The organism is Deltaproteobacteria bacterium, from assembly GCA_016208165.1.
Classification (GTDB): Bacteria; Desulfobacterota; Desulfarculia; order JACQYL01; family JACQYL01; genus JACQYL01.
Genome location: JACQYL010000019.1, coordinates 12,302 through 35,460, shown reverse-complemented (window position 1 = coordinate 35,460; position 23,159 = coordinate 12,302). Strand labels below are relative to the sequence as shown.

Here is a 23,159-nt window from a genome sequence, read left to right as displayed (position 1 = left end):
TTTTGAGGACGTAAAGACGCGGACGTGTCCGTCAAACGGGCGACGCCGGTCTCTGTTGCGTAAGAATCCCTTCCGCCCGAAAGCGGCCTTCCTCGCCGGTTCCGCCGCTTCGGCTACATGAGTTTGATGCCGAGCTTCTTGATTTTATAGTTGAGCGACCTCGGACTGATGCCCAGCAGCGGAGCTGCATCTTTCTGGACGCCTCCCGTCTCTTTCAATGCCCGGATAATCAGGTTTCGTTCACTCTCTTCCAGGTGAAGGCAATTTTCCGCCACCGAGTCCGGAAGTTTCGCGTCTGAAAGGCCCGTCAGATGCAGATGTTCGGGAAGCAGGAGGCGATGATCGCATAGCGCGATGGCGCCCGACAAAGCGTTCTTGAGTTCACGAACATTACCGGGCCAGGAGTAACAGCAAAGCCACTCCACCACGGCGGGGTGCAGTTCGATCTCGGGCACTCCTCGTTCCTTACATATGTCCCGGACAAATCGGCCGGCAATCAGTGGGATATCTTCTCTTCTTTCACGCAGAGGGGGAATCTTGAGCATCACAACCCGGAGCCGGTAGTATAGATCCTCGCGAAAACGGCCTTCCTCCACCTCGCGGGGAAGGTCGGTGTTGGTGGCCGAAATGACCCTGCAGTCCACCGGTATCTCCCTCACATCGCCTACTTTACGGATGTTTCGTTGTTCCAGGAACCGAAGCAGGCGCACCTGCATCTCGGGAGAGATATTCCCGATTTCGTCCAGCAATAGGGTCCCTCCCTCAGCGGCTTCGATCAGACCGCACTTGTTGGAAACAGCGTGGGTAAAGGAACCCTTTAAATGTCCAAACAGCTCGCTCTCCATGAGTTCCCGGGGGATCGAACCGCAGTCAACCACCACCAGGGGTTTTTCCGCGCGAACCCCTCTTTCGTGAATCAAGCGGGCGACCACTTCTTTGCCGACGCCGCTTTCTCCCAGGATCAACACATTTACGTCGCTCGAGGACACGCGCTCGATCAGGTCATACAGCTTCCGGATCGCCGGGCTGTTCCCTCCATAGAAACGTTCGCTCAAAGAGGAAAAGGCTTCTTCCATTACGGGAACTCTTACGGAATCGAGGACCTTTTCGACCATATTTAACAGGTCTTCGGTGCTGAACGGCTTGGTCAAATAGTCGACCGCTCCCGCTTTGATCGCATGCACTGCCTCCGGAATGGATCCGAACCCCGTCAAGAAAATCACCGGGAGACCGAGCTGTCGCTTCCGAACTTCCTCGAGCAGTTGCAGACCTCCTTTATCCGGCATCTGCACGTCCGAGATCAGGAGGTCCATTTCATGCTCGCCCAGGAGTCCCATAGCCTCGTCCACCCCGGACGCCGTAAAAACCTGATGTCCTTGGGGCAATAGGCAGGACTCCAGAATACCGAGAATGTCCGGATCGTCATCAACAACCAATATGGATACTTTGTTCGTCAAAACAGATACCTCGTCGTCAACTCCTGCGAGGAGCCACTTTATGGCGTATTCTTGGACTTTGCTCATCGAACGACCAGTTCCACTCCCGATGTGTCAACCTTTTCAGTCAGGTTTCTCCGTCTCTCTGCGACATGGCATGTCTCCCCTCTTTCGCAAATTTAATCTTAGATCGATCTCTTCCCGAAAAGCTCGCTCTTCGGTTCGTTCCGGGTGACGATTGAATGAAATGCCCGAGAAACCTCTCTCTATCCTCTGTCTCACATGAACCTGATGGTCCTGTTTATGGATTCGGTAACAAGACCTGTTTCCTTCCTTGTTTGTCAGCCAATACATTCGGCCACAGCCTTGCTCGTCCCTTTTCCGATTCGCGGCGCCTTCGTTGCCAAACGAAGCGCTCCCACGTCGGGTATCAGCAGGGGCCATTAAGGCTCGTTCGGGAGCTTATTGATCTTGTTGCATTCGTTTATCAGTGTTCCGTAAAGGGTAGCTACGCCCGTTTCCTCAAAAGACCGGCTTTATAGGAACCGTCTCGCCTTGGGTAAGAATGAAGATCCTGAGTCGAAGTGTAATTGGGAGTGCGAAAGCGACAGGGCGTTTCATCACACGGTCTTGGTCATGCGAGGCCGCGCCTTTGTCATGATTTGAAAGACGGGGACCTCGAGGTCGAAGCGCCGAAAGATCCCGGCTCGCCGGGTGTTCGTTTTTCGATGGGCTTTCTCTTGGCTGAAGTTCATCTAATGTACATCTCGACATGGACATGACACCTTGGTCTTGGCGACAAAATAGTGAAAGAGCCGAGCCATGTCAAACGATAGAAGGGGTCGGCGCTTACCAAATCGTATTTTGGGATGTCAATTTTGTAAGGGGTTTTTTTGTTTCAGCGTGCAATGGCGTCCAATCCAAGGAACCTTATCGTGAGCTCTCCTTACTTAACTCATTGTTGTCGTTTAGAAAAAATAAGAAGTCGCACCCAAGTGAATAAAGACCCCCGGATCGTCGTCCGGATAGACGCCCTCCACTAGGCTCCATCTGCCGTTTATCAACGACCGCCGGCCTGCTCCGTGCATCGTCGACAGGATTGTTACCGGTCGATCCGAATGCCGGAGCCCTCCATCCGTTGATCCCACGTAAGACTTACTCTTTTACGACTTCCTTGTATCTACCTTATTTCACTACGGTTACGGCCTCTCCTTCGAGTTCCGATGCTCGTTATAGGGTTTAATTCTTTCGGCTGACGACGCGGGGAATTCGTAACTTTGGTTACGAAATTGAGCATCGGCATCGGTTTTAATCCCGGTGAGCACGCCGCACACCATATTGTAACCTGAATTACGAAAAAAACCGTTTCCCTAACCGGGCTTGCCGGCAAAACTCTTGTGCCGGCAAGTGAAAACAGATTTGAAAGCTGGAAAATCCGTTTGGTACGGGAATTGCTTTACTCCCTCGCAGCCTAGTTTATACAAAAAATTAGGCAACCGTGCAAGGTTCTATATCGCTGGGGGTCTATCGATAATGGAGCACCCCGCGATGCGACGCCCAACAGGATCCATACCGCGTTGATCCGCATCGCGAAAACATCTTCAATCCTCCGGTCCGTAACAAGTACTGAAGAGAACATATTGCCGCTTCCGGAAGTTTTTTCCCCTTCGGCAGGACGGAAAGCCGCCGTTCCCGAAGAACCCCGGTTTAAGACAATGAGGGCCACGCAGCACCGTCCAAAATCTTATGTTTCTGGTCAGCAATCAGATCGGGGAATCCGCTATTGTCCATTCAATCCGCCTGACAAGAAGGGAGAGGCGACTCAAAACCCCTTAGGAGGAGTATATTGTGAAAGTAGGAAGACGTGATTTTCTAAAGTTCTGCATTGGTTCGGCGGCCACGCTGGGTCTCGAAGCCTCGGTGGTCGGTAAGCTGAGCAAAGCGCTCGCCGCTGAAGGGAACGGGCTCGCAACCGTGGTATGGCTGAACGGAGCCAACTGCACGGGATGCACCGTGTCGCTGGCTAATATGATCGGTACCTCCGCACCAACGGATATCGCCGATCTGCTCATCAACACCATTAATCTCGCCTTTCATCCGAACCTTATGGGCGCAGCCGGCGATCTCGCCGTCCGTGTTCTGGAAGAGGCGACCGCGCGGCCGTACATTCTGGCTGTAGATGGAGGCATCCCGACCGCATTCAACGGGCACGCATGTCTCCTATGGACCGAAAAGAACGCTGGAGGACAGTCCCACGAAGTTACGGCCATGGAAGCGGTGCAGCGTCTTGCCCCAGGCGCCCAGGCCATTCTCGCCGTTGGAACGTGTTCCTCTTTTGGAGGAATCCCGGGCGGCAACCCGAATCCCACGGGCATCCGGAGTGTGTCCCAGCTTTCGGGACTTCCCACGGTGAACATTCCAGGCTGCCCGCCGCATCCCAATTGGATTGTTTCCACCATCGCCCGGTTTCTGGCCGGCGCCTCTCTCTCTCTCGATTCGCAAGGGAGGCCTGCGTTCCTTTTCGAGGGGGATACCCACAACGTCCACAAGAACTGTCCCCGGAAGGGAAACGGAGAGGCAAGGAACTTCGCCCAGAGCGGCTGCTTGAAGGAGCTGGGCTGCAATGGACCCAGAACCCAGGCCGACTGCCCGAAACATTTATGGAACAACGGAACCAACTGGTGCATTGGAGCCAATGCCGTGTGCCTGGCTTGTACGGAAAACGGATTCCCGGACAAGTTTTCTCCTTTTTACGACATCGCCTCCGGCGGCGAAGAGATGCAGAGAGACTTCGTTCTCACTCGAGCCGAATGGCGAGGAGACCGGTCGGAACTCATCATCGGTGGAGAAGGCAAACCCGGTGCTTCCGCGCAGATCTTCGACAGCCAATCATCGGCCTTAATCGGCGCCACGGTAGTGGCTTCCAGCGGCTTGTGGAACATCACCGTTTCCCAGCCCTCGACGATTCCCTGTAGTATCAGAGCCGAATCCGAGGGTCAGACGTTCCAGCGGGACGTGGACAACGCGCCGGAGAGCTGCGGAAGTGAAACTCCCGGTCCCGGCGCCGTCCCGTTCGAGTTTAGCAAGGCGGAATGGCGCAGTGACACCAAGGAGTTGAGACTGGAAGGCAAGGCGTCTCCGGGTTCGAACGCGCAACTGTTTGACGCCTATTCCGGCGATCTTCTTGGATCCGCCGTGGCAGCCTCCGACGGCAAGTGGAAGTTAAGGCTGCCCGATCCACGCCCGGTACCCTGCCGCGTAAGGGCCGATTGTGGAAGCACAAGCCTTGAGATGGCCGTCAAGGATGCACCCTCGGACTGCGGGTCCGTCGGTCCGGGAGCACTGCAGTTTGAGTTTATCAAAGCCGAATGGCGCAATGACACCAAGGAGTTGAGACTGGAAGGCAAGGCGTCTCCGGGCTCGAACGTGCAACTGTTTGACGCCTATTCCGGCGATCTTCTTGGATCCGCCGTGGCAGCCTCCGACGGCAAGTGGAAGTCAACGCGGAAGGATCCGCGGCCGGTCCCCTGCCGCGTAAGGGCCGATTGTGGAAGCACAAGCCTTGAAATGGCCGTCAAGGATGCGCCCTCGAACTGCGGATCCGTCGGTCCGGGCGCCCTTCCATTCGAGTTTAAAAAGGCGGAATGGCGCAAGGATAACAAGGAGCTGAGATTAGAGGGAAATGCATCCCAGGGCTCCAATGTGAGACTGTTTGACGCCTATTCCGGCAATCTTCTTGGATCCGCCAAGGCGGCGTCCGACGGCAAGTGGAAGTTATCGCTGCACGATCCGCGGCCGGTGCCCTGCCGCGTGCGCGCCGACTGTGGAGTCGAAACCTTTGAAAAGTCCGTCAAGGACGCGCCCGTGGACTGCGGGAGGAACTCCTAAAACGTGACGCTCTTTATCACAGGGGAGAGGATGAACTTCCTTACGGAAACCGGCGCCGGAAGGTGGCCCATCAAGACTTCAATCGGAGTTTCCGCGCCCTGTCCCATGAGGGACGAACCGGGCGGAGGGTCACGCGAAAAGAGCGTCGGAGGCGGCTCCGGCAAGCGTGCGTGCACACGACCCGGCCTCCTGGCCCTGTAGGAGAGCCAACATTGACAAGTCGAACACTCATGAACATTCCAGTCTGAAAGGAGTAGCACGTGGCTACCATATCCATTATGGATCCGGTTACCCGGATCGAAGGACATATGAAAGTGGAAGTGACCGTCGAAACAGTGGGAGGTCAGCAGCAGGTCATTGATGCCCGTTGTACCGGCACCCTGTTTCGCGGTTTTGAACAGATCCTCGAACAGCGACACCCCGCGGACGCGCCGGTGATCACTCAGCGTATATGCGGCGTTTGCCCGACTTCCCACGGAATGACTTCCGTCATGGCTCTGGAAGACGCCGTGGGGATGACCGTTCCGGCCAATGCTCGGATCTTGAGGAACCTCACCCTCGGGGCGAATTTCGTCCAGTCGCACATCCTGCATTTCTATCTGCTCGCGGCCCTCGACTACGTAGCCGGACCGCAAACAGCCCCCTGGTCGCCGCTATGGGATCACGATTTTAAGAGCGACCCGCGGACCGCCACCGTGATCTCTCATCTGGCCCAGGCCCTGGAAGCACGTCGGAGAGCTCACCAGCTTGGCGCGGTATACGGCGGCAGGATGCCCTCCACTCACGCATACATACCGGGGGGCTTCACCAATCCTCCGAGTACGCAGGGCCAAAACGAGTTCCGAACACACCTCGACTGGCTCGTCGAGTTCATCCGGAACGTGTACGTCCCGGACGTTCTGGCGGTAGCCGACGTCTATTCCGAATACTTCGATATTGGAAGAGGCTGCGAAAATCTGCTCGCATACGGTGTATTTGACCTGAACGACGGGGGAGGTTCCAAGCTCCTGAGGACCGGGTTCGCGGCAAACGGGACGCTAACCCCGACGCTCAGCCTGAGCGATCTCGATATCACGGAATCCGTTACCCATTCCTGGTACGCGGATAGCACGAACAATCTTCAGCCTTCCAATGGCAATACGGTGGCGGCTTACCCTAAAGGCGAAGCGTATTCCTGGCTCAAGGCTCCGCGTTACCGGGGCGCGCCCTATGAAGTAGGGCCGCTGGCCAGAATGTGGGTCAACGGAGACTATCAAAACGGCGTCTCGGTGATGGACCGGCACGCGGCGCGCGCCCAGGAATGCCTCAAGATCGCCGAGGCCATGCAGGGCTGGCTCGATCAGCTCAATGAGGGAGGCAGCGTTTATTCGGATTTTCCGTTTTCCTCCTCCGGCGTCGGAGTTGGGCTTTCCGAGGCGCCGAGAGGCGCCCTCGGGCACTGGGTGGAGATTTCCGGCGGAAAAATCCAGCACTACCAAGTGGTTACGCCTACGTGTTGGAACGCATCCCCGAAGGATAGCAATCACGTAGCCGGACCTATGGAGCAGGCGTTAATCGGAACACCGATTCGAAACGCGGAAGCTCCCGTAGAGGCGCTACGAGTGATTCACTCGTTCGATCCGTGTCTGTCCTGCGCCGTTCACATTATGAAACCCGACGGCAAACCGGTGGTCGTCCGGACCGGCGGCAGGTAGCTAGTCGTTGACGGGGGGACACTTATTAAATCTGCCTACGGCGGGCCCCCCGTACCCTCCTTAAACATGTTACGGACCGGCGTCATCCTGCGGGAGGCGCCCGTCCGTATTCTGTGAACGGATGTGAGAGTGGAAATGATCAAGATGAAGATCCTGGTGTTGGGACTTGGAAATCTGCTTTTGGCGGACGAGGGAGTGGGGGTGCACGCAGCCCATTCCCTGTTGGAAGACGGGTGTCCGGACCATGTGGAGGTCATGGACATTGGCACGGCGGTCCTCGATGCGTTACCCGCTTTGGAGGAAGCCGAACGGGTCGTTGTGATCGATGCGGTGAAAGGAGGACACCCGCCCGGGACCATCTATCGGATGCCGATCGAGGCTTTCGAGTCCGCGAAATGCATTCCGTCCATGCACGGTTTCGACATCACCCGGGTCCTTTCACTGACGCAACGGAACACGCCCCCCGAAGTTACGGTCCTGGGCGTGGAACCGGCGACCATCGACTGGTCCCTGGAACTCTCACCCCAGGTCAGAGCCACGTTTCCGGATTTGATGCGGACCCTTCGAGACGAGATCGGGGAAGGGGGGCGTTTCAAAGATCACAGATCATCCGGGAGGGGCGTGCATCCGTCCCGGGCGCTATCACCTTGCGGCAAGTCATACGGAAGAGGATAAACCGGGCACGCGATTTCGCCATAGCGGAGGGCAAATTCGGACAGGTCTATTCCGTCCAGCCGGTTGTCGAAGTTCATATCTCCTGCGCAGCCTCCTACACCGGCGCAATCCGATTCCCCGAATTCCCGAGCCAGCAGTTGGATGTCCGCTTCCTCCACGATTCCGTCTCGGTTCAGATCGTCCGGACAGCCCACCGTGTGAATCAGTCGGAGATAGGCGCCTAATACATTGAGAATCCCGTATCCGTAATCGTTATCAGGAGCCGCGCAAAGCGGATGAAAAGCGGTGACCCGTAGCGCGTTTTCAAGATGCGGGATGCTCGCTTCGCGAAAGGCGCTGAGCAGTAAAGCCATGGCGCCGGCTGCGTGAGGGGCCGCCATAGAGGTTCCGTCCACCGTTACGATGTTCGGGAAGCCGCCCAGGGACAGGTCCGTGGTGTCAACGCTTTCTCCCGGAGCGGTCACATCCGGAAAGATCCGCCCGTCACAGGCGGAAGGCCCCCGGCTGCTGAAGTCGGATACCTCGGAGAAAAAGTCCACGGAACCTACGGAGAACGTGTTGCCGTTGTTCCCAGGGGAAGCGCTGGTGGCCGCGTTAGGACCGAAATTGCCGGCAATGAACACCAGCGCAATGCCGGCGGTCCGGAGTGTGTCGATGTCGTTCTGAAACTCGTCCACGCATTTGTTCGCAGCGGCAAACTCCCAGGAATTGACCACCACATCCGGCGCATCGTCGGTTTCCGATTGGCCGTCCGGGTCCAGAACCCACTGAAACGCCGCGTGAATCGAACTCAGGGGCGCGACTCCCGCGTCGTTGAAGATTTTGGCAGCAATCCACATCGCTCCCGGGGCCACTCCAATGGCCGTTCCGTCGGGGGTTTCGCCCGCAACCATGAGTCCCATGATCTGCGTGCCGTGGCCGGACCTGTCAGAAGGCGCATCATGTTCGCCGTTGGGGTCGAACCAGCTGTTCTCGCCTCCGCGCCATTGACCCTGCAACAGGGGATGCTGGAGATCCACTCCGGTATCCAGACTCCCGAGAACCACATTCTGCCCCGTATATCCCAAGTCCCAGAGGAAATGGGCGTATATCGTGCGCAGGTTCCACTCCTTTTCAACGAACCCCGACGCTTGAATGGACGGCCCCGCGATCCGGGCGTCAAATTTGACGGCCTCTACGGCCGGATCGTCGGCCAGCAGGCGAACGGCGGCAGGGGGCACGGACAAGGCGCACCCGTTGATGAGCCAGAGGTGGCGGAAGTGTGGTGCGTCCAGCTGAAGAGATTCAACAGGGAGTTCAACGAGCCGGAGGCCCGGTGTCGGAGAGCTTGGACCAACCGGACTCGCCGGACCTTTAGATCCCGATCCTGGAACTGCGTCGTATCCACGCGTTCCCGAAACGTGAGAATGATCGGGATCAGATCCTCGGGACCGGCGGAGTTCAGGACCTGCTCAAGTTCCCGAGACACGGTCCCGGCAACCAACGGGGGAGCGCAGATACAGACGCTGGCCCATACCATGCAGTACAGGTAGAATACGCCTCCGATTCGATATGGTCGCATGGTTGTTCCGGAAAAAAAGGCAGGGCGATCACCCTGCCTCCTGCCTAGAGTAAGTAAGATCTGTTCCCCCGAGATAAACCCGATCTCGATGATTCCCTCGACTTACAGAGGGGCGAGGCCGCTCTAAGGATAGTCGGACGACCAACCAAGATATTTTCGAGTGTAGAAGCCTTCCGGGCTGCAACCGAGCAGACACATTCGGAGGGGCTACTCTTTACGCCGACCCGATTACAAGCAGGCTAGGTATGTGCCCCTATGTGGGCATATACCTACCCTTATCATCGCTTCTCAGGCTTATCTATCAGCGGACCCCGTGCCCTGTTGCGCGCATCCCGTAAAAACGGCGCGGCAAGGCCCTTCGCCGACATTCCAATTTCAGAATGCCAGATTATTGCTGAAGGTAAATACAGGTAACCGTGGCGGTGCCCCCGCCTCCGACCGGGATCACAGCCTGGGTGCAAACCCCGACATTGCTGGTCATGACCTGAGCGGTCACCAGAATGGCCATGTAGTGATTGGCTTGGGTTGCGTCGGCTATCTTGCAGAGCTGGCTCGTAAACCGGCCTCCGACCTCGGTAAGTCGAAACACCAATTCGCCGACGGCGTTTTTCCCGACATAGCTCACCGTGCAAACGTACCACTCATCCGCGAGGGCCATCGCAGGGATCAGGAGCGAAGCCACTGCCATGAAACAGAGGGCGATTCCCACTTTCTTCTTCAACATAACAGATCCTCCCATACAAATTAGCTTTTTACTACCGATGTCTCTTCTAATTTATCCATTATATCCTATATAATGCCTGCCGTCCACACTTTGGGACTCGATTCGCCGGGTTGAGACGTCCGACCCTACACCCGCTAACTACTGTGGTGTCCACAGGACGTCAGGGATTCAACAAGAGAGTGATAACGCCCGGCAGGAATCCCGGCGGCACATCGAAAATCGCCTGATTCGCGTCTATGGAAGCCAACCGGACAGGAGTGGGATACAGGTTCTCACCCTCTTTATTCGAGAACTCCACAAACGTAAAGTCGTTGACGCTTCCGGCAAAATCGATGGTGAGGATGGTCCCTTCTTTGAGCGGGGCGCTGAAGTCGTTCAGGTTCAGGGCATCCCAGTTGCTGCCGGACATAATCAGTTCATTGCCTACCAGGGTCGGCGTCACGTCCCAGTTCCATGTGACTCCGGGATTGGTGACGGCATCCCCAAATGCAAAACTGATCAAAGAAAATCCGGGATCCACAGACAACTTGAAATAGAAGCTGAACGCCTCTATGGAAAATGGGTTCGAGAGGTCGATCGAAAATGTGACCGCACCCGCCGACGAAGCCATAAGAGCGATTCCTACAGCGAGGCATGCGAGCACCATGCATACTTTAATGATAACGAACTTTTGTGTCTTCTTCTCCATGTCTCCCCCGCGACCCATACAATTTCTCGTATGGTGGTAAATGTGTCGCCCGATGTGCTTCGAAAAGATCAAACCCGAACATCGTACCGTGTCAGAAACGCCGGCTTCATCGAAGCGAGGAATCGGACGTTCCAATCCTGCTCGCCTACTTCGCCGCGTCCATGATCTTTGTGCGAATACAAAGTATGTCCGCCTGCGTCAGAACTCCGTCTTCGTTGCAGTCGGCAAATACTCTGTATTGACCGTCATTGAGATAATCCTTTGCCTTGAACATATCGGCGTTGGTAAACACCTGATCCGCGTTGGCGTCCCCGCGTGCGGCCACCACAGGGGCAGGGAACGATGCGGATCCATCCAGGTTTACTCCGCCCGTGTTCACAAAATTGGCGTAGGGGTTCGCCTTGCCTAAGGCGCCGGTGATTCCGTAGGGCGGAAGGGCGGCTCCGATGCGCGCCAGGCGGATCCTGCAAAGAAGAATACGGGGCCCGGAAAGCCCGGCGCCGGGGCTGCTCAGGTTCATGAATCCTCCGACCGCGGTAACCTGGCCGGGCACCTGCGTTTCAGGCTCCTGGTAGGGATACCCGGCGAGGCTCCAGGCCGCCGCCCGCTGGGCGCTTACGATACTTAGCTTGTTCTGGTCATAGAACAGTTTAATGCCGAAACTTCGCATCTGCTCGCTGGCGGTGGTGTTCATGTATACCTCTACTACCACCTCCGTGTTGCCATACGAGGCTTCCGTAATGATCTGGATAGCCGCCAGGGCTCCGCACGGAATGATCAGAGACAGTGCGACGACCATGGATCCGATGAGGATCCTTCCGCGTCCCGGGATTGTCATGCCTTGTTCCTCCTGGTTGGAATTCACCGATCCCACAGGTGAGTCAGAAACATTCAAAAAGGTTAAAGCGAAATTCTATGTTTTCGGTCCAACGTGTATTTTCGCTGCTGTTTGGGGCGCGCGGCGCCTCCGTTTTCGATCTTCTCATTCGGACGGATCATACATAAGATGTCGGAGAAAATGAACAGTCAATAGCATTACCGGCGCGCGCTTTGAGATATTTCCTATCCAACCCTAGGATATTTCCTAGATTCTCTTATAGAATGTCCTACACGCGATAGTATCTGCACGAGCAGGTTCTGACTTGTCACTATATATTTCCAAGCGTCGGTTGTCAAAAAAAATCAGATCCTTGCGGACCGTTTCGTTCGTAACCTATTGCTAACGTTAGAGTTAAATTTTGCAATGAAACCAATTGGGCGGATAGGACGCAGAAATGGTTGACAAAGTCATTTACAGCCTCTAAGGTGTATATAAGCATAATGAAAGCCCACATGCCAAAAGATAAAAAGCCTGTCGCGGGCAATCGACTCGCCATCCGGAACATGGTGCCCCTCACTACGGAGGGAGGATTAGGGACATGATAAAGAGAACGATGGGAAATGTATTACAAATGGTTTGGATAATAGGTTCATCACCTAGAATGGGTGACCGTTTTTCCTGATAAGTACGCAGGAGAGGACTTTAACTTCATAAATATCATTTGAGTATCATTTCAAGTCCAATTCAAAACACGACCCTTAGCATTAGAGATCGGATGAATTGAATCGAATGCGTGGCGGACAACCCTCGATAGTTCCGGAAAGCAGGCTTTTTGCTTTCGAAAAGATCCCCTATTCACACCAACACATAAAGGTTTTGAACGCATGCGAAGGCTGTTGTTCGGCAACAAATTACGGCTTTCTATGCATTGGGGGTCCGGGTCGGAGATCGGACACCTGAAAAAGGGCGCGACGGAGGCGGATGGTGGCGGCAATACCGGTGCGGCTTCTGCCACATCCATGGTAACAACGATGCTGTTCTAAACAAAATAAGGTTGATCCACGAAACCTATAAAACCCGTTAAGGCCATCCGACAATGGCTATCCAGGCCGGGGATGTGGTCGTTCAACGGATACTCGGTTCGATCAAGGAGAATAGAAATGAAGTCAGGGACCCCGAAACGCCGCTCCCGTTTTGTGAGCAGGTGTGCGCGCATGGCTATTCTACTAGTATCGTGCGCATGCATCCTATGCTCCGCCGCGTATGCAGCTCCGGTAACTCTGGAAATCACCGTAAAGGATGAGAATGGCGTCGCCATCGACAGCTTCCGCTGGCTGCTGGAAGAAAACACCATGCGCCATTTCGATCCCACAAGCCCGCCTCCCGATACCGAATCGATTGCCTTGAATTTCCACACCAGCTATGTCCCGGTGGTGGCGGAAGGAGAAACGGACACGGGCACGGCCACGTACGTCATCGACGACACCAAGCGCTATGCCCTCACCGTGCTGTCCAAAGTCGCGGGCTACACCATCGGTGGAGCGGCGGTCCGGTCGGATACGGTGGACACCGGCACACCGGGCGCCTGGGGAATCGAAGTAGTCCTCTACACCAACGAAGCGTTAGTGCCCGCCCAATTTTCCATCTTTGTCTTTGAGGACAACCACCCGGTGAACAACTCCCCCAACCTTCCGGCCGAGAGCGGCCTGCAGGGTTTTAAGGTGTACGTCGAGGATGCGGGTGGGAGATACGGAGCCACTGCCGGCCAGACCATATCGGACGCCTTCGGCAACCCCATCGGCACCACCTACAATCCCGACGGCTCCGTGCTCCAGATGGGTGACGGCAGCGTATACACCGACGCGAACGGTTTTGCCCTCATCAAGAACATGGGGCCGGGGAAATACGGGATACGATGCGTGCCTCCCGGAGGCACGGACTGGCAGCAAACCACCACGATCGAGGGAACCCCCACCATCGACGCGTGGGTACCGGTCGGCGGAGGGCCTCTTCTGGTCGAGTTCGGCACACCGAGCACCCATATATTCATGGGATTTGTTCGTCCCACGTACGACGATACCGTCCTCAGCCGATTCGGCCCATGCCCCGCGGATGTGAGCTCCACCGGAGAGAGCAGCGGTGTGATCGACGGTGCGGACCTCGATGTGTTCTCCCAGGATTTCGGGAAGACCGGCGGTGTGTTTCCCGCGGACACGGACGGCGATGGAGACGTGGACGGTCTGGACCTGAATGTGGTGACGGCGGCTTACGGCACCGTATGTCCTCCCGGAGGCTCCACGATCACTGGCCGGATCGCCAATATGCACCTGGACCGGCCCCCCTTGTTTCAGGCCACCGCGCCCGGGGCGCCCTTCCCGGGCGCCTGGGTGGGCCTGAACGACTCTTCGGGTAAATGCGTGTACGCCCAGCCTGCGGATAATCAGGACACGGCCGAATTCTCCATCGAGGGCGTTCCTCCGGGATCGTATCAGCTCGTCATGTGGGACGAAGCCCTCGATCTGATCATCAGTTTCCTCACGGTCACGGTGCCCGACGGCGGCGGCGACGTGGACCTGGGAACGATTTCCGTATCGGACTGGTTCAGCCACCTCTGGAACTATGTGTACTACGACGACAACAACAACGGCGTTCCGGATCCGGGCGAAACCCCGATCCCGGGACAAAACATAAATCTCCGATTTCGTGACGGCACCATCTATCAGGCGGCCGCCACGGACTCTTCGGGTTTCGCCAATTTCGATGAAATCTTTCCGTTTTTTCACTGGCAGGTGGCGGAAGTCGACTTCGCGCGCCTGAACGCCACGGGATTCCGAGTGGTGGTGGACGAGGGGGGACCGGTGGATACGGCGAATCAGGCCCATCCCATATACGGCCGTGTGACTCCCCAGACCCAGATTTTCGACGGCGGCGGCATGGACCGCACGGAAGAGGGTGTGGTGCTGACCCAGGCTTTCCAGGTCTATGCAGGCCAGACCAACGTATTGCTGTGGGGCAAACAAGCCTATACCGGCGGAAACAACGGCGGCATATCGGGAATTGTGTTTTACGCTACGACCCGAGCGGAGGACGATCCGCGACTGGCCGCGGCCGAGCCTTGGGAACCGGGCATTCCGGACGTACAGGTTAACTTGTACCGAGACGGCGACGTGGATAATCCCCCTTACGGATGGGCCACGGGCGGCGCCAAAGGCCTCGAGGATATAGACTCGAACGGTAACGGCGTTTACGACGCGCCCGACGGACAGATCGACGACCTCGACCTGAGCGGCGGCGTAACCCTGGCGGACGTGGACAACGCCCCCTTCGGATGGGAAACGGGCGGCGCCATGGGGCTCGAAGATAAAGACTGGAACACGAACGGCGTGTTCGACCTGGGCGACGCCGTTCAGATCGCCCACACGGACAACTGGAACGCCTCGCTGCCGGAGAACTGCCCTGGGCTGGAGGGCGATCCCTACTTGCCCCCCGGCCTTAATCCGGGCGATTGTTTCGACGGGTTACGGAGTTGGAACCAGGTCCGGCCGGGTGTCTTTGACGGAGGGTACGCATTCGGCGGGATCGAGCTGGGTACGTATATTGTCGCCGTCGATTGGGCTCCTCCGGGTTATTCGCACCTGATGCCCGAGTCCAAAAACGTGGACTTCTGCGATGAATACGCGCCGGTCCCCGGAGCCATTCCACCTCCGTGTGCGGGGGACGACTATACGGTGCCGGTGGACGCGGAGCTCGAGCTGTTTCCCGGCGTGCCGTGCGCCCTGGCGGGCCAGACCGTGAAAATGTGCAACCGCAAACAGGTCACCGTCAAGTCCACGCTCAACGCGGCGGCGGATATTTACCTGAAGACCACGGTGCCGATCTCGGCCCATTTCGTGGGTAACATCAACAACGATCTCGGAGGCGAAGGCGACCCCATCAATCCGAGCTTCGGAGAAAAGAAGTCCATACCCTTCGTCCCGGTGTCCATGCGGGACCATACGGGCCGGGAAGTGGCGCGCATCTATGGGGATCAGTTCTCCAAATACAATGGGCTTGTTCCTTCCACCTATTCTCAGAATCTGCCCTGGCAGAGCGGCATGAGTCCGGCCATCTACTCGGTGTGCATCAACGACGCGGGACCGATAATCCAGGAAGACCCCATGAATCCGGGCACGTTCGAACTGGTCGTGGATCCCTTTTACCGTATGGAGTTTACGCAGTCCTGTTATGACTTCCAGTTTGCTCCGGGAACGACCACGTATCTTGATACGCCGGTGTTGCCCACGTCGGCCTGGGCGGCCAGGAACGAGTTTCCGGTGGATTGTGCGCCGCCCGACGGTACGCCGGTCATCGATTACGTCAGCGGTCCGGACGTGCAGTCCGACGGTTTTGGCGGGGCCTACGTACCTGCCGGCGGCGGAGCACTCATCTTCACGAGCCGGGGCACGGAAAGCGTGCCGAACCCCTTGTACGACGGGGATGGGACCCCACCCCAGATGATCGATCGCGACTTCGGATTCAGCGATACGGAAGGTACGGTCACGCTGAACGGTGCGCCTCTTACCGTGAATCCGGGTGACTGGACAAACAGTCAGATTACCGCCCAGGTTCCCGGCGCCGGAGTTTCAACGGGTCAGCTCGTGGTGACCCGCGGCGACAACGGAGTTTCCACCAGGATCGGGGTCACCGTGCACGTGGGCGCCACGGGTACGGTTCGTCACGTGCTGCCTCCAACGGCCGTGGACGCCACCCCCATCCAGGACGCCATAGACGCGGCGGCGCCCGGAGATCTCATACTGATTCATCAGGGGGCTTATTTTGAAAAGGTGATCATGTACAAGCCGGTCCTTCTCCAGGGATCGGGCGCTCGAGGCGCCATCATCAATGCCTTTAACACGCCGGCCAACAAACTCCAGCTTTGGCGCGATAAGATCGACGCGCTGGTAGCCTCGGGAGATATCGATCTACTGCCGGGGCAGGACACTCCTTTCTCGCCGTTCCCGAACACCGGACTCTTTCCCACGGAACAGGGCGCCGGCATTACGGTGCTGGGGCCGGATATCAGCCTGTCCCAACCCAATGAATTCGGCGGCGCCAACGCGGCCCTGATCGACGGTCTGGGGATTACCGGGGGAGATCGAGGGGGCGCCATATTTGTAGCCAGCTATGCGCCCGGCATCGAGATCAGTAACAACCGTCTGTACGGCAACTGGGGCACCTACGGAGGCGGCGTTCGATCCGGGCATCCCGTGACCGCTTTTGCGTTCGCGGCCCCGGTGGACTCCCAAAACGACGGGCTTTCCGTTCGCTATAACGAGATATTCAAGAACGGGGCCCTCAACGCCGGAATGGCGGGCAACGAAGGGGGCGGGGGAGGAATCGCAATCTATACGGGAACCGACAACTACGTCATTTCCGATTGTTTCGTCTGCGCTAATTTCTCCGCCGGATCAGCCGGCGGGATTCTTCACGAAGGCCTGAGCGAGGGCGGCGTGATCGCCAATAACCAGGTGGTGTTCAATCACCAGTTCCACCAGACCATCGGGGAACAAGCCGGCGGTGGTATATCCATCGGCGGGAGTTCGCCGGCTGCTGGAGAACTGACGCCGGGGTCGGGTTCCGTGGACGTGTACGCCAATCTGATCCAGGGGAATTACGCGGGCGCCGGGGACGGCGGAGGAATCCGGCTGTACTACGTGAACGGGCAGGACGTGCAGGCTTCGCCGGTCACGCCCTCCGCCTGGCACCGGGTGAATATCTATAACAACATGATCGTGAACAATGTAACGGGCAAGGCCGGGGCCGTGTCGTTTCAGGACTCCCCGGGCGCCAGGCTCTTTAATAACCAGATCACCTACAATGACAGTACCGCCACGGAAGGTACGGTGCTCAATCCGCCCGATTTGAACGGGGTGGCCAGCTCCACGCCTCAACCGGCGGGTATTTTGTCCAGGGTGCACAGCGCGGGATTGGCCTCGATCATCGCTACGGCCGTGGGAGGCGGCGCCAGTGGGCCCGAGTATGCCGCGTTTTCGAATCCGTTGCTGCTGAACAACATCCTCTGGAAAAACCGGTCGTTCAGATGGCAACTGGATCCGGCGAGCATGGCCCCCAACGGCGAGTTGGTGCTCACGACGCCTCCGTGGAATGACCTCGACGTGCTCGGCGCGCCGGCAGGCTCCATGCTCGACCCGAGGTACTGTTTCATGACGGACACCACGGGCTATCATGCTTCCAATGTGGATGGAGACCCCGGTGCGGGCGCGCCCGGAGACGGGGACGATCCCTTCGTTAGTGCGTATTTCAACGACAGTGTCGCGACTCCCAATTTGCCGGACAGGGTGTTTGATACGGCGGCGGCGTTGGACGAAGGCGGCAACTTCATCGATATCGCCTTCCAGCCGCTCTATGTGACCGGTGACTATCATATTACCTCGGGTTCACTCCCGCACAACAGCGGGAATGCCGCTTCTCTGCCCTTTGCGGTCCCTGAGGATTATGACGGCCAGGGCAGGCAGAACGGGACCATCGATATCGGAGCCGACGAATTCTATTAGAAAGCAGGATCATAGCCGGCATGCATTGGCTCCGCTGCGGGATGCCGAGGCGGAGCCCCAAAGGACGGAAAGGAGCAACTAATGAATAGGCGCATCATTTACCCGCTGTTGATCGTGCCGCTGTTGTTGGGTCTGTTGGGGCCATGGAGCGCTCAGGGCGCTTTCGTCCAATGTCCCGGAGATGTGGACATGGACGGCGTTTCGGACGATCCCAATATTCAGTGCATTCACCTGGCGGGCGCCGACGGTTTCGCGCGGATGGCGGACGGGTATTCCCAGTACATGTTGGGTTTTGGGTTGGTGGATCCGTCCACCCTCGAGACGGAGGTGGTGGCCAACTATACGCTCAAGTCGTGGTGTCCGGCGCCGCTCATCGTTGTCAAGGAAGGTCACGAGCTATACCTCACCATGACCAACGTGGGGATGGCGGTTCGCACGGATCTGTTCGATCCACATTCGATTCACTGGCACGGGTTTCCTCATGCGGCGCCCATCTTCGACGGATTGCCCGAACCCTCGCCAACGGCTGTGATGGGAGCCAGTTTTACGTACGCCTATTTCGCGGCCCAGCCGGGCAACTACTTCTATCACTGCCACGTTGAAGCCAGCGAGCACATGCAAATGGGCATGATCGGCCCGCTGTGGGTGACCCCCGCGCAGGACGACCTTCCCAATGGAACCGTTCTCGCGGGCGGGTTCGTGCATCACACGGGGTACACCTATGCATACAACGACGGAGACGGCTCCACCTACTACGACGTGGGCTATCCCGTCCAGCTAACGGGGTTCGATTCCAACTTCCACGACGCCAGTGAAACGATCCAGCCCTTGCCCTTCGCGGCCATGAAAGACAACTATCCCATGATCAACGGCAGGGGATACCCGTATAACATTAATACTTTCGATCCCGACGCCATGCCGGCCGATCCCAACGCCATTGTGAACAAAGAGGGGTTCATCTCCCAGCGGTACCACAGTCTGATTCAGGCCGCCGCGGGCGACAAGATCCTCCTTCGAGTGAGCAACGTCTCCACCACGGATATCTGGGCCATAACCACGACCTTGGGCGTTCCCATGAAAATCGTGGGCCGGGGCGCCGAACTTCTGCGAGGAGAAACGGGTATCGATACGTCCTACGAGGTGCAGGTGCTGAACGTGGGTGGGGGGCAGGCCTACGACGTGATTGTGGATACCGCCGGGGTCGAGCCGGGAACCTATTTCCTCCACACGACCAATCTGAATTTTATGTGCAACAATCAAGAGGAACGCGGTGGACTGATCACGGAAATCGTAATCAGCCCGTTAATTTGAGGGAGGAGGCGCTCCATGTACAGATTCATAAGCAGGAGAGGATCGATGGCTCTCTGTGCGGCAACGCTGCTGCTTTGCTTCTGGGCGTTCCAGGCGCAGGCGCAGATCGAGGGTATCACGGGGACTTCTCCCAATCCGGTCTTTAGTTTCGTTGCTGAAACCGCAAGTATCCAAACCGTCACGATTAACCTCAGAAACAATCTGCCGGCCCCTGCCGGAAACGTGTCCCTGGTTTTTCCCGGGCACAAAGTAACGGCCACCGGAGGTGTTCAGGGTGTTTTGACCCGGGAAGCCGAACCGGGCGGAGTCAGCGTGGTTACCTACACCTTTACGGTGGATCATCCCGGCAGCTATCAGTACCACTGCGGCACGAGGCCGGACTTCATGGTGGAAATGGGTCTCGCGGGCGCCATCATCGTGAGGCCCCTTGGATATGATTTCACCGACCCGGACACCTACACCGCGTATGGGCACGAGGGAAGTTTCTACGGTCACGAGGAGCTGTACTTCCTCACGGAAATGGACCCGGTTATTCACAACTACGTCGAGGCCGGCCAATACGATTCGGTCAATACCAACGACTATTTTGAGGTGATGTGGTTCATCAACGGACGCAACTTCCCGGACGTGATGACGGACGCCGGGGTGCCGTGGCTGCCGAATCAGCCGTACAATTGCCAGCCGAAGATGCGTGCAGGAGACAAGTTCCTGATTAGACTTATCAACGCAGGCAGGGACGGACACCCCATGCACTATCACGGGAACGACTTTACCGTGATCGCCATCAACGGAAGGATGCTGGAAAGCGCGCCTGGAAACGGGCCGGATTTGGGGTGGAAGGCTACGACATTCACCATCGAACCGGGACAGACGGCGGATCTCATTTGGACGTGGAGCGGCAAGGAACTGTTCCCGCAGAGATATCGCTATTTCAGGGCCATCATCTGGAGGGCGGCATTTGCCACACCGGACCTGGACCCGATTAGAGAAGTCGTAAAAATGAGATACCTGGGCGGAAACGCCTTCGGCCTGCTCAGAGGCCAGGAGGGTACGACGATCCGGCCTTGGGCCGCGGGATCGCGTCTGGCCCTCACGGACCATGGGAAACCGTTTCCCGTCATTATTCCTCCCCGGGACGATCTCTCGTTCGGGCAGTTCTATCACGGGAGCCCGTTTATGGGAGCCGAGGGAGTCTTGCCCCCCAGTCACCCGGCTTTGAACGCCAATGGCGGTTTCTTTTATATGTGGCATTCTCACACGGAAAAAGAGCTGACGAACAACGACATTTGGCCGGGAGGTTATGTCACCTTCATGATTGTAGAACCCCCGAACGTGGCCATGGAGATGCCGGTCAATTAAATGAAGGAGGCAGCGAACATGCGCAGCACTCGAACCATTTCATTCGGGCGGATTCTTCTGGTCATTGCCCTGGTGGTTTGCATACCCGGGATATCCTCCGCCGCTACCTATAACCTGACCGCCAAAGTGATGATCATGAATATGCCGGAAGGCGGTCCGGCGGTCACGATGTGGGCCTACGCCCTGGACGGCGGTACGGCGACCGTTCCGGGTCCGGTACTGGTAGTACCTCCCGGTGACGATACACTGATCATTAACCTGACCAACGAATTGCCGGTTCCAACCTCTCTGCTGATTCGCGGTCAGATGAAGTCCCCTTTGGACCCCGCGGTCCCCGTGTGGACGGACGGTCTTACGGACGCCGTTCTGTCGACCGGATCCAGACCGGCGGGAAACGTGACGGGACGGGTGCGTTCCTTCGATAAGGAAACGGCCCCGACGACCACGGTGACCTATACCTGGAGTGGAGTCAAGATGGGAACGTACCTCTATGGAAGCGGTACGAATATGGCCGTCCAGGGGCAGATGGGCCTCTACGGCGCATTGAAGAAAGACGCCGGGCCCCTCAATGCTTACGGTGCGCCGGCCACGGCATATGATGATGAGACGATCATGCTTTTCCACGAAGTGGATCCGGTGATCCATGGCCATGTGGCCGCGGACACCTACGGCCCCGGAAAAACGCTGACGAGCACCATCGACTACCATCCCACGTATTTTCTGATCAATGGGGAAGCGTTTACGGACGTCGCGCCCCTGATCCTCGATTCGCTGGTGGCGGGAAGCCGGGCGCTCCTGCGGTTTCTTAATGCGGGTCTCGAGACCCACATACCGCTGATTTACGGGATGTACATGTCACAGGTGGCCGAAGATGGCATCCCATTAAATTATCCGTTACAGACGTACCTGCTGACGCTGGCGCCGGGCAAGACCATGGACGCGATTCTACAGACCACCTCCGACGTGACCGGCGATATCCCCGTCTTTGATCGAAGATTGTTTCTCACCAACGACGGGAGTTCCCTATCGGGCGGAATGATGGGTTACCTGACCATTTGCGTCGAGGATCCGACCGGACTCGTGAACGACCTGGCGGACTTCGACGGAGACGGAGATGCGGACGGCGAAGACCTGGTAGCGTTTTTTGCAGCCTACAATGCCGCTTTGCCCAGCGCGGACTTGAACGGCGACACATTGGTGAACGATGCGGACGTTATTGTATTCGCGAATAATTTCGGTACGTTCATACCTACCGTCTGCCCCTAGGGCATCCTAGATCAGGACTTTCGACGAAAGAAACGATTTTCCTGTTGAGAGCGGCGACCGGGACGATGAGGCTCGGGGCCGCTCTCGTTTCTTGGGTCCGAAAAACCGCAGGAAGCGTTTGTCGTAGCAACATTCTCTTTTCCCTGTTTGTGAACAGGAACCTCGTCATGTAAGATGGGAGTGCTGCTGTTTTGTATCCGAAGCGGACCGGCTGCATGTTTCCACGGCCAGGAACCCTTTGGAGCTTGAAATCGGGAAATCCAAGCCACAGGGAGGAAAGGGCGAATGCGAACCATCCTTCTAATCTCCATTCTGGTTTTCATGTTTGGGACGGCCGGCTGCCAAACGACCCCTCCAGTACCAACTCCGGAGAAGGTCCCTGAGGCTACACCGACCTCCTGGGCGGACGAATGGGGCATTGAATTCGTAAGCCTGAGGCTCACCGCGTCGGACCAGATGCTGGATTTCCGTTACCGCATTGTGGATCCGGACAAAGCGTCCAAGATCACCAAAAGGCCGGTCAAAGCTCATGCCGTTCATGAGCGGACGGGAGCTATCCACAGCATCCCGGTCACCAAGCTTGGTCCTCTTCGCGGCTCCGCCGTGAAACCGATAATCAACCGCGTGTACGTGATTCTGTTTTCCAACGCGGGGGGACTGGTAAGAAGAGGCGATACCATGACCGTAGTCATCGGCGACTTCCGGGCGGAGCATCTGAAAGTGGAGTAGGACGGTCTTTTGAAGTCGTTCCAATATTACTTCTATACTAAGGAATGTATATGCAAAGGAATTCTGTTTTTTTCTGGGGTTTATTGACGCTGTTGACTTTGGTGTTTGTTTGCCGTCAGCCCGGAGCTCTTGCCGAGACAAAGGATAAGGGTATGCGTGCGGCGGAATCACAGGCCTTCGCGGTCCCCCAAGAGCAGAAACAGGCATGGGAGGACATCCAGAGCTTCCTTCAGAAAGATTATAACGTCTGTCTGGAACATTGCGGCTCCGATGCGTCATGCGAAGAAAAGTGCGAAAAAGCATTCAATTATAGGAAAGAAATCGAGTACAATAAGCTCATGCGGAATTCGCCTGCAAACAACTAACGCAGGCAAAGACGCTGTAATCGTGCTCTGACTTTCCTATGGAGGCTTTGACTTGCCGGACGTGAATATCCAAAGGGAGCAGAGGCCAA

At 57.2% G+C, this 23,159-nt stretch carries 15 protein-coding genes; 9 read left to right on the top strand and 6 right to left on the bottom strand.

Annotated elements, in window-relative coordinates; all coding sequences use genetic code 11:
- Positions 1-113: 113 nt before the first annotated feature.
- Positions 114-1,523 carry a sigma-54-dependent Fis family transcriptional regulator gene (locus HY788_03535; GenBank protein ID MBI4773247.1) on the bottom strand — a complete coding sequence of 470 codons (1,410 nt, stop codon included), beginning with the start codon at positions 1,521-1,523 and terminating at the stop codon, positions 114-116.
- Positions 1,524-3,284: 1,761 nt separating this feature from the next.
- On the opposite strand from HY788_03535, the gene HY788_03530 reads away from it, so the two are divergent.
- The 3 genes from HY788_03530 (at position 3,285) to HY788_03520 (ending at position 7,693) form a co-directional block, all read left to right on the top strand.
- The gene (locus HY788_03530) at positions 3,285-5,324 is read left to right on the top strand and encodes a hydrogenase small subunit (protein ID MBI4773246.1); all 2,040 of its coding nucleotides are present in this window, start codon (positions 3,285-3,287) and stop codon (positions 5,322-5,324) included.
- A 278-nt stretch (positions 5,325-5,602) separates the two neighbouring features.
- Entirely contained in the window at positions 5,603-7,018 is a 1,416-nt protein-coding gene (locus HY788_03525; protein MBI4773245.1) for a nickel-dependent hydrogenase large subunit, read from the top strand.
- Positions 7,019-7,147: 129 nt separating this feature from the next.
- Complete coding sequence (locus tag HY788_03520) at positions 7,148-7,693, top strand: hydrogenase maturation protease (protein MBI4773244.1); 546 nt, start codon at positions 7,148-7,150, stop codon at positions 7,691-7,693.
- Here the strand turns inward: HY788_03520 and HY788_03515 are convergent.
- The 5 genes from HY788_03515 to HY788_03495 all read right to left on the bottom strand — a co-directional run bounded on the left by HY788_03515 (position 7,618) and on the right by HY788_03495 (position 11,504).
- Positions 7,618-8,913 (bottom strand): S8 family serine peptidase, encoded by a 1,296-nt coding sequence (locus HY788_03515; GenBank protein ID MBI4773243.1) that lies wholly within the window; start codon positions 8,911-8,913, stop codon positions 7,618-7,620. The two genes, HY788_03520 and HY788_03515, sit on opposite strands and share 76 nt — an antisense overlap.
- Entirely contained in the window at positions 8,868-9,254 is a 387-nt protein-coding gene (locus HY788_03510; GenBank protein ID MBI4773242.1) for a hypothetical protein, read from the bottom strand. The genes HY788_03515 and HY788_03510 overlap by 46 nt, the downstream gene beginning before the upstream one ends.
- 388 nt (positions 9,255-9,642) lie before the next feature.
- Positions 9,643-9,978 (bottom strand): hypothetical protein, encoded by a 336-nt coding sequence (locus HY788_03505; GenBank protein ID MBI4773241.1) that lies wholly within the window; start codon positions 9,976-9,978, stop codon positions 9,643-9,645.
- 160 nt (positions 9,979-10,138) lie between these two features.
- Positions 10,139-10,666, bottom strand: a complete 528-nt coding sequence (locus HY788_03500; GenBank protein ID MBI4773240.1) for a hypothetical protein — start codon at positions 10,664-10,666, stop codon at positions 10,139-10,141.
- 145 nt (positions 10,667-10,811) lie between these two features.
- On the bottom strand, positions 10,812-11,504 hold the full coding sequence (locus tag HY788_03495) for a hypothetical protein (protein MBI4773239.1): 693 nt from the start codon (positions 11,502-11,504) through the stop codon (positions 10,812-10,814).
- Positions 11,505-12,700: 1,196 nt separating this feature from the next.
- Here HY788_03495 and HY788_03490 point away from each other — a divergent pair.
- The 6 genes from HY788_03490 to HY788_03465 all read left to right on the top strand — a co-directional run bounded on the left by HY788_03490 (position 12,701) and on the right by HY788_03465 (position 23,070).
- Positions 12,701-18,040, top strand: a complete 5,340-nt coding sequence (locus tag HY788_03490) for a hypothetical protein (GenBank protein MBI4773238.1) — start codon at positions 12,701-12,703, stop codon at positions 18,038-18,040.
- Positions 18,041-18,121: 81 nt separating this feature from the next.
- Positions 18,122-19,351 (top strand): multicopper oxidase domain-containing protein, encoded by a 1,230-nt coding sequence (locus tag HY788_03485; protein MBI4773237.1) that lies wholly within the window; start codon positions 18,122-18,124, stop codon positions 19,349-19,351.
- Between the two features lie 15 nt (positions 19,352-19,366).
- Positions 19,367-20,710, top strand: coding sequence for a multicopper oxidase domain-containing protein (locus HY788_03480; GenBank protein ID MBI4773236.1), 1,344 nt, complete (start codon positions 19,367-19,369; stop codon positions 20,708-20,710).
- A gap of 18 nt (positions 20,711-20,728) precedes the next feature.
- The gene (locus HY788_03475; protein MBI4773235.1) at positions 20,729-21,976 is read left to right on the top strand and encodes a hypothetical protein; all 1,248 of its coding nucleotides are present in this window, start codon (positions 20,729-20,731) and stop codon (positions 21,974-21,976) included.
- A 285-nt stretch (positions 21,977-22,261) separates the two neighbouring features.
- Positions 22,262-22,705 carry a hypothetical protein gene (locus tag HY788_03470; GenBank protein ID MBI4773234.1) on the top strand — a complete coding sequence of 148 codons (444 nt, stop codon included), beginning with the start codon at positions 22,262-22,264 and terminating at the stop codon, positions 22,703-22,705.
- Positions 22,706-22,755: 50 nt separating this feature from the next.
- Complete coding sequence (locus HY788_03465; protein ID MBI4773233.1) at positions 22,756-23,070, top strand: hypothetical protein; 315 nt, start codon at positions 22,756-22,758, stop codon at positions 23,068-23,070.
- Positions 23,071-23,159 lie beyond the last annotated feature (89 nt).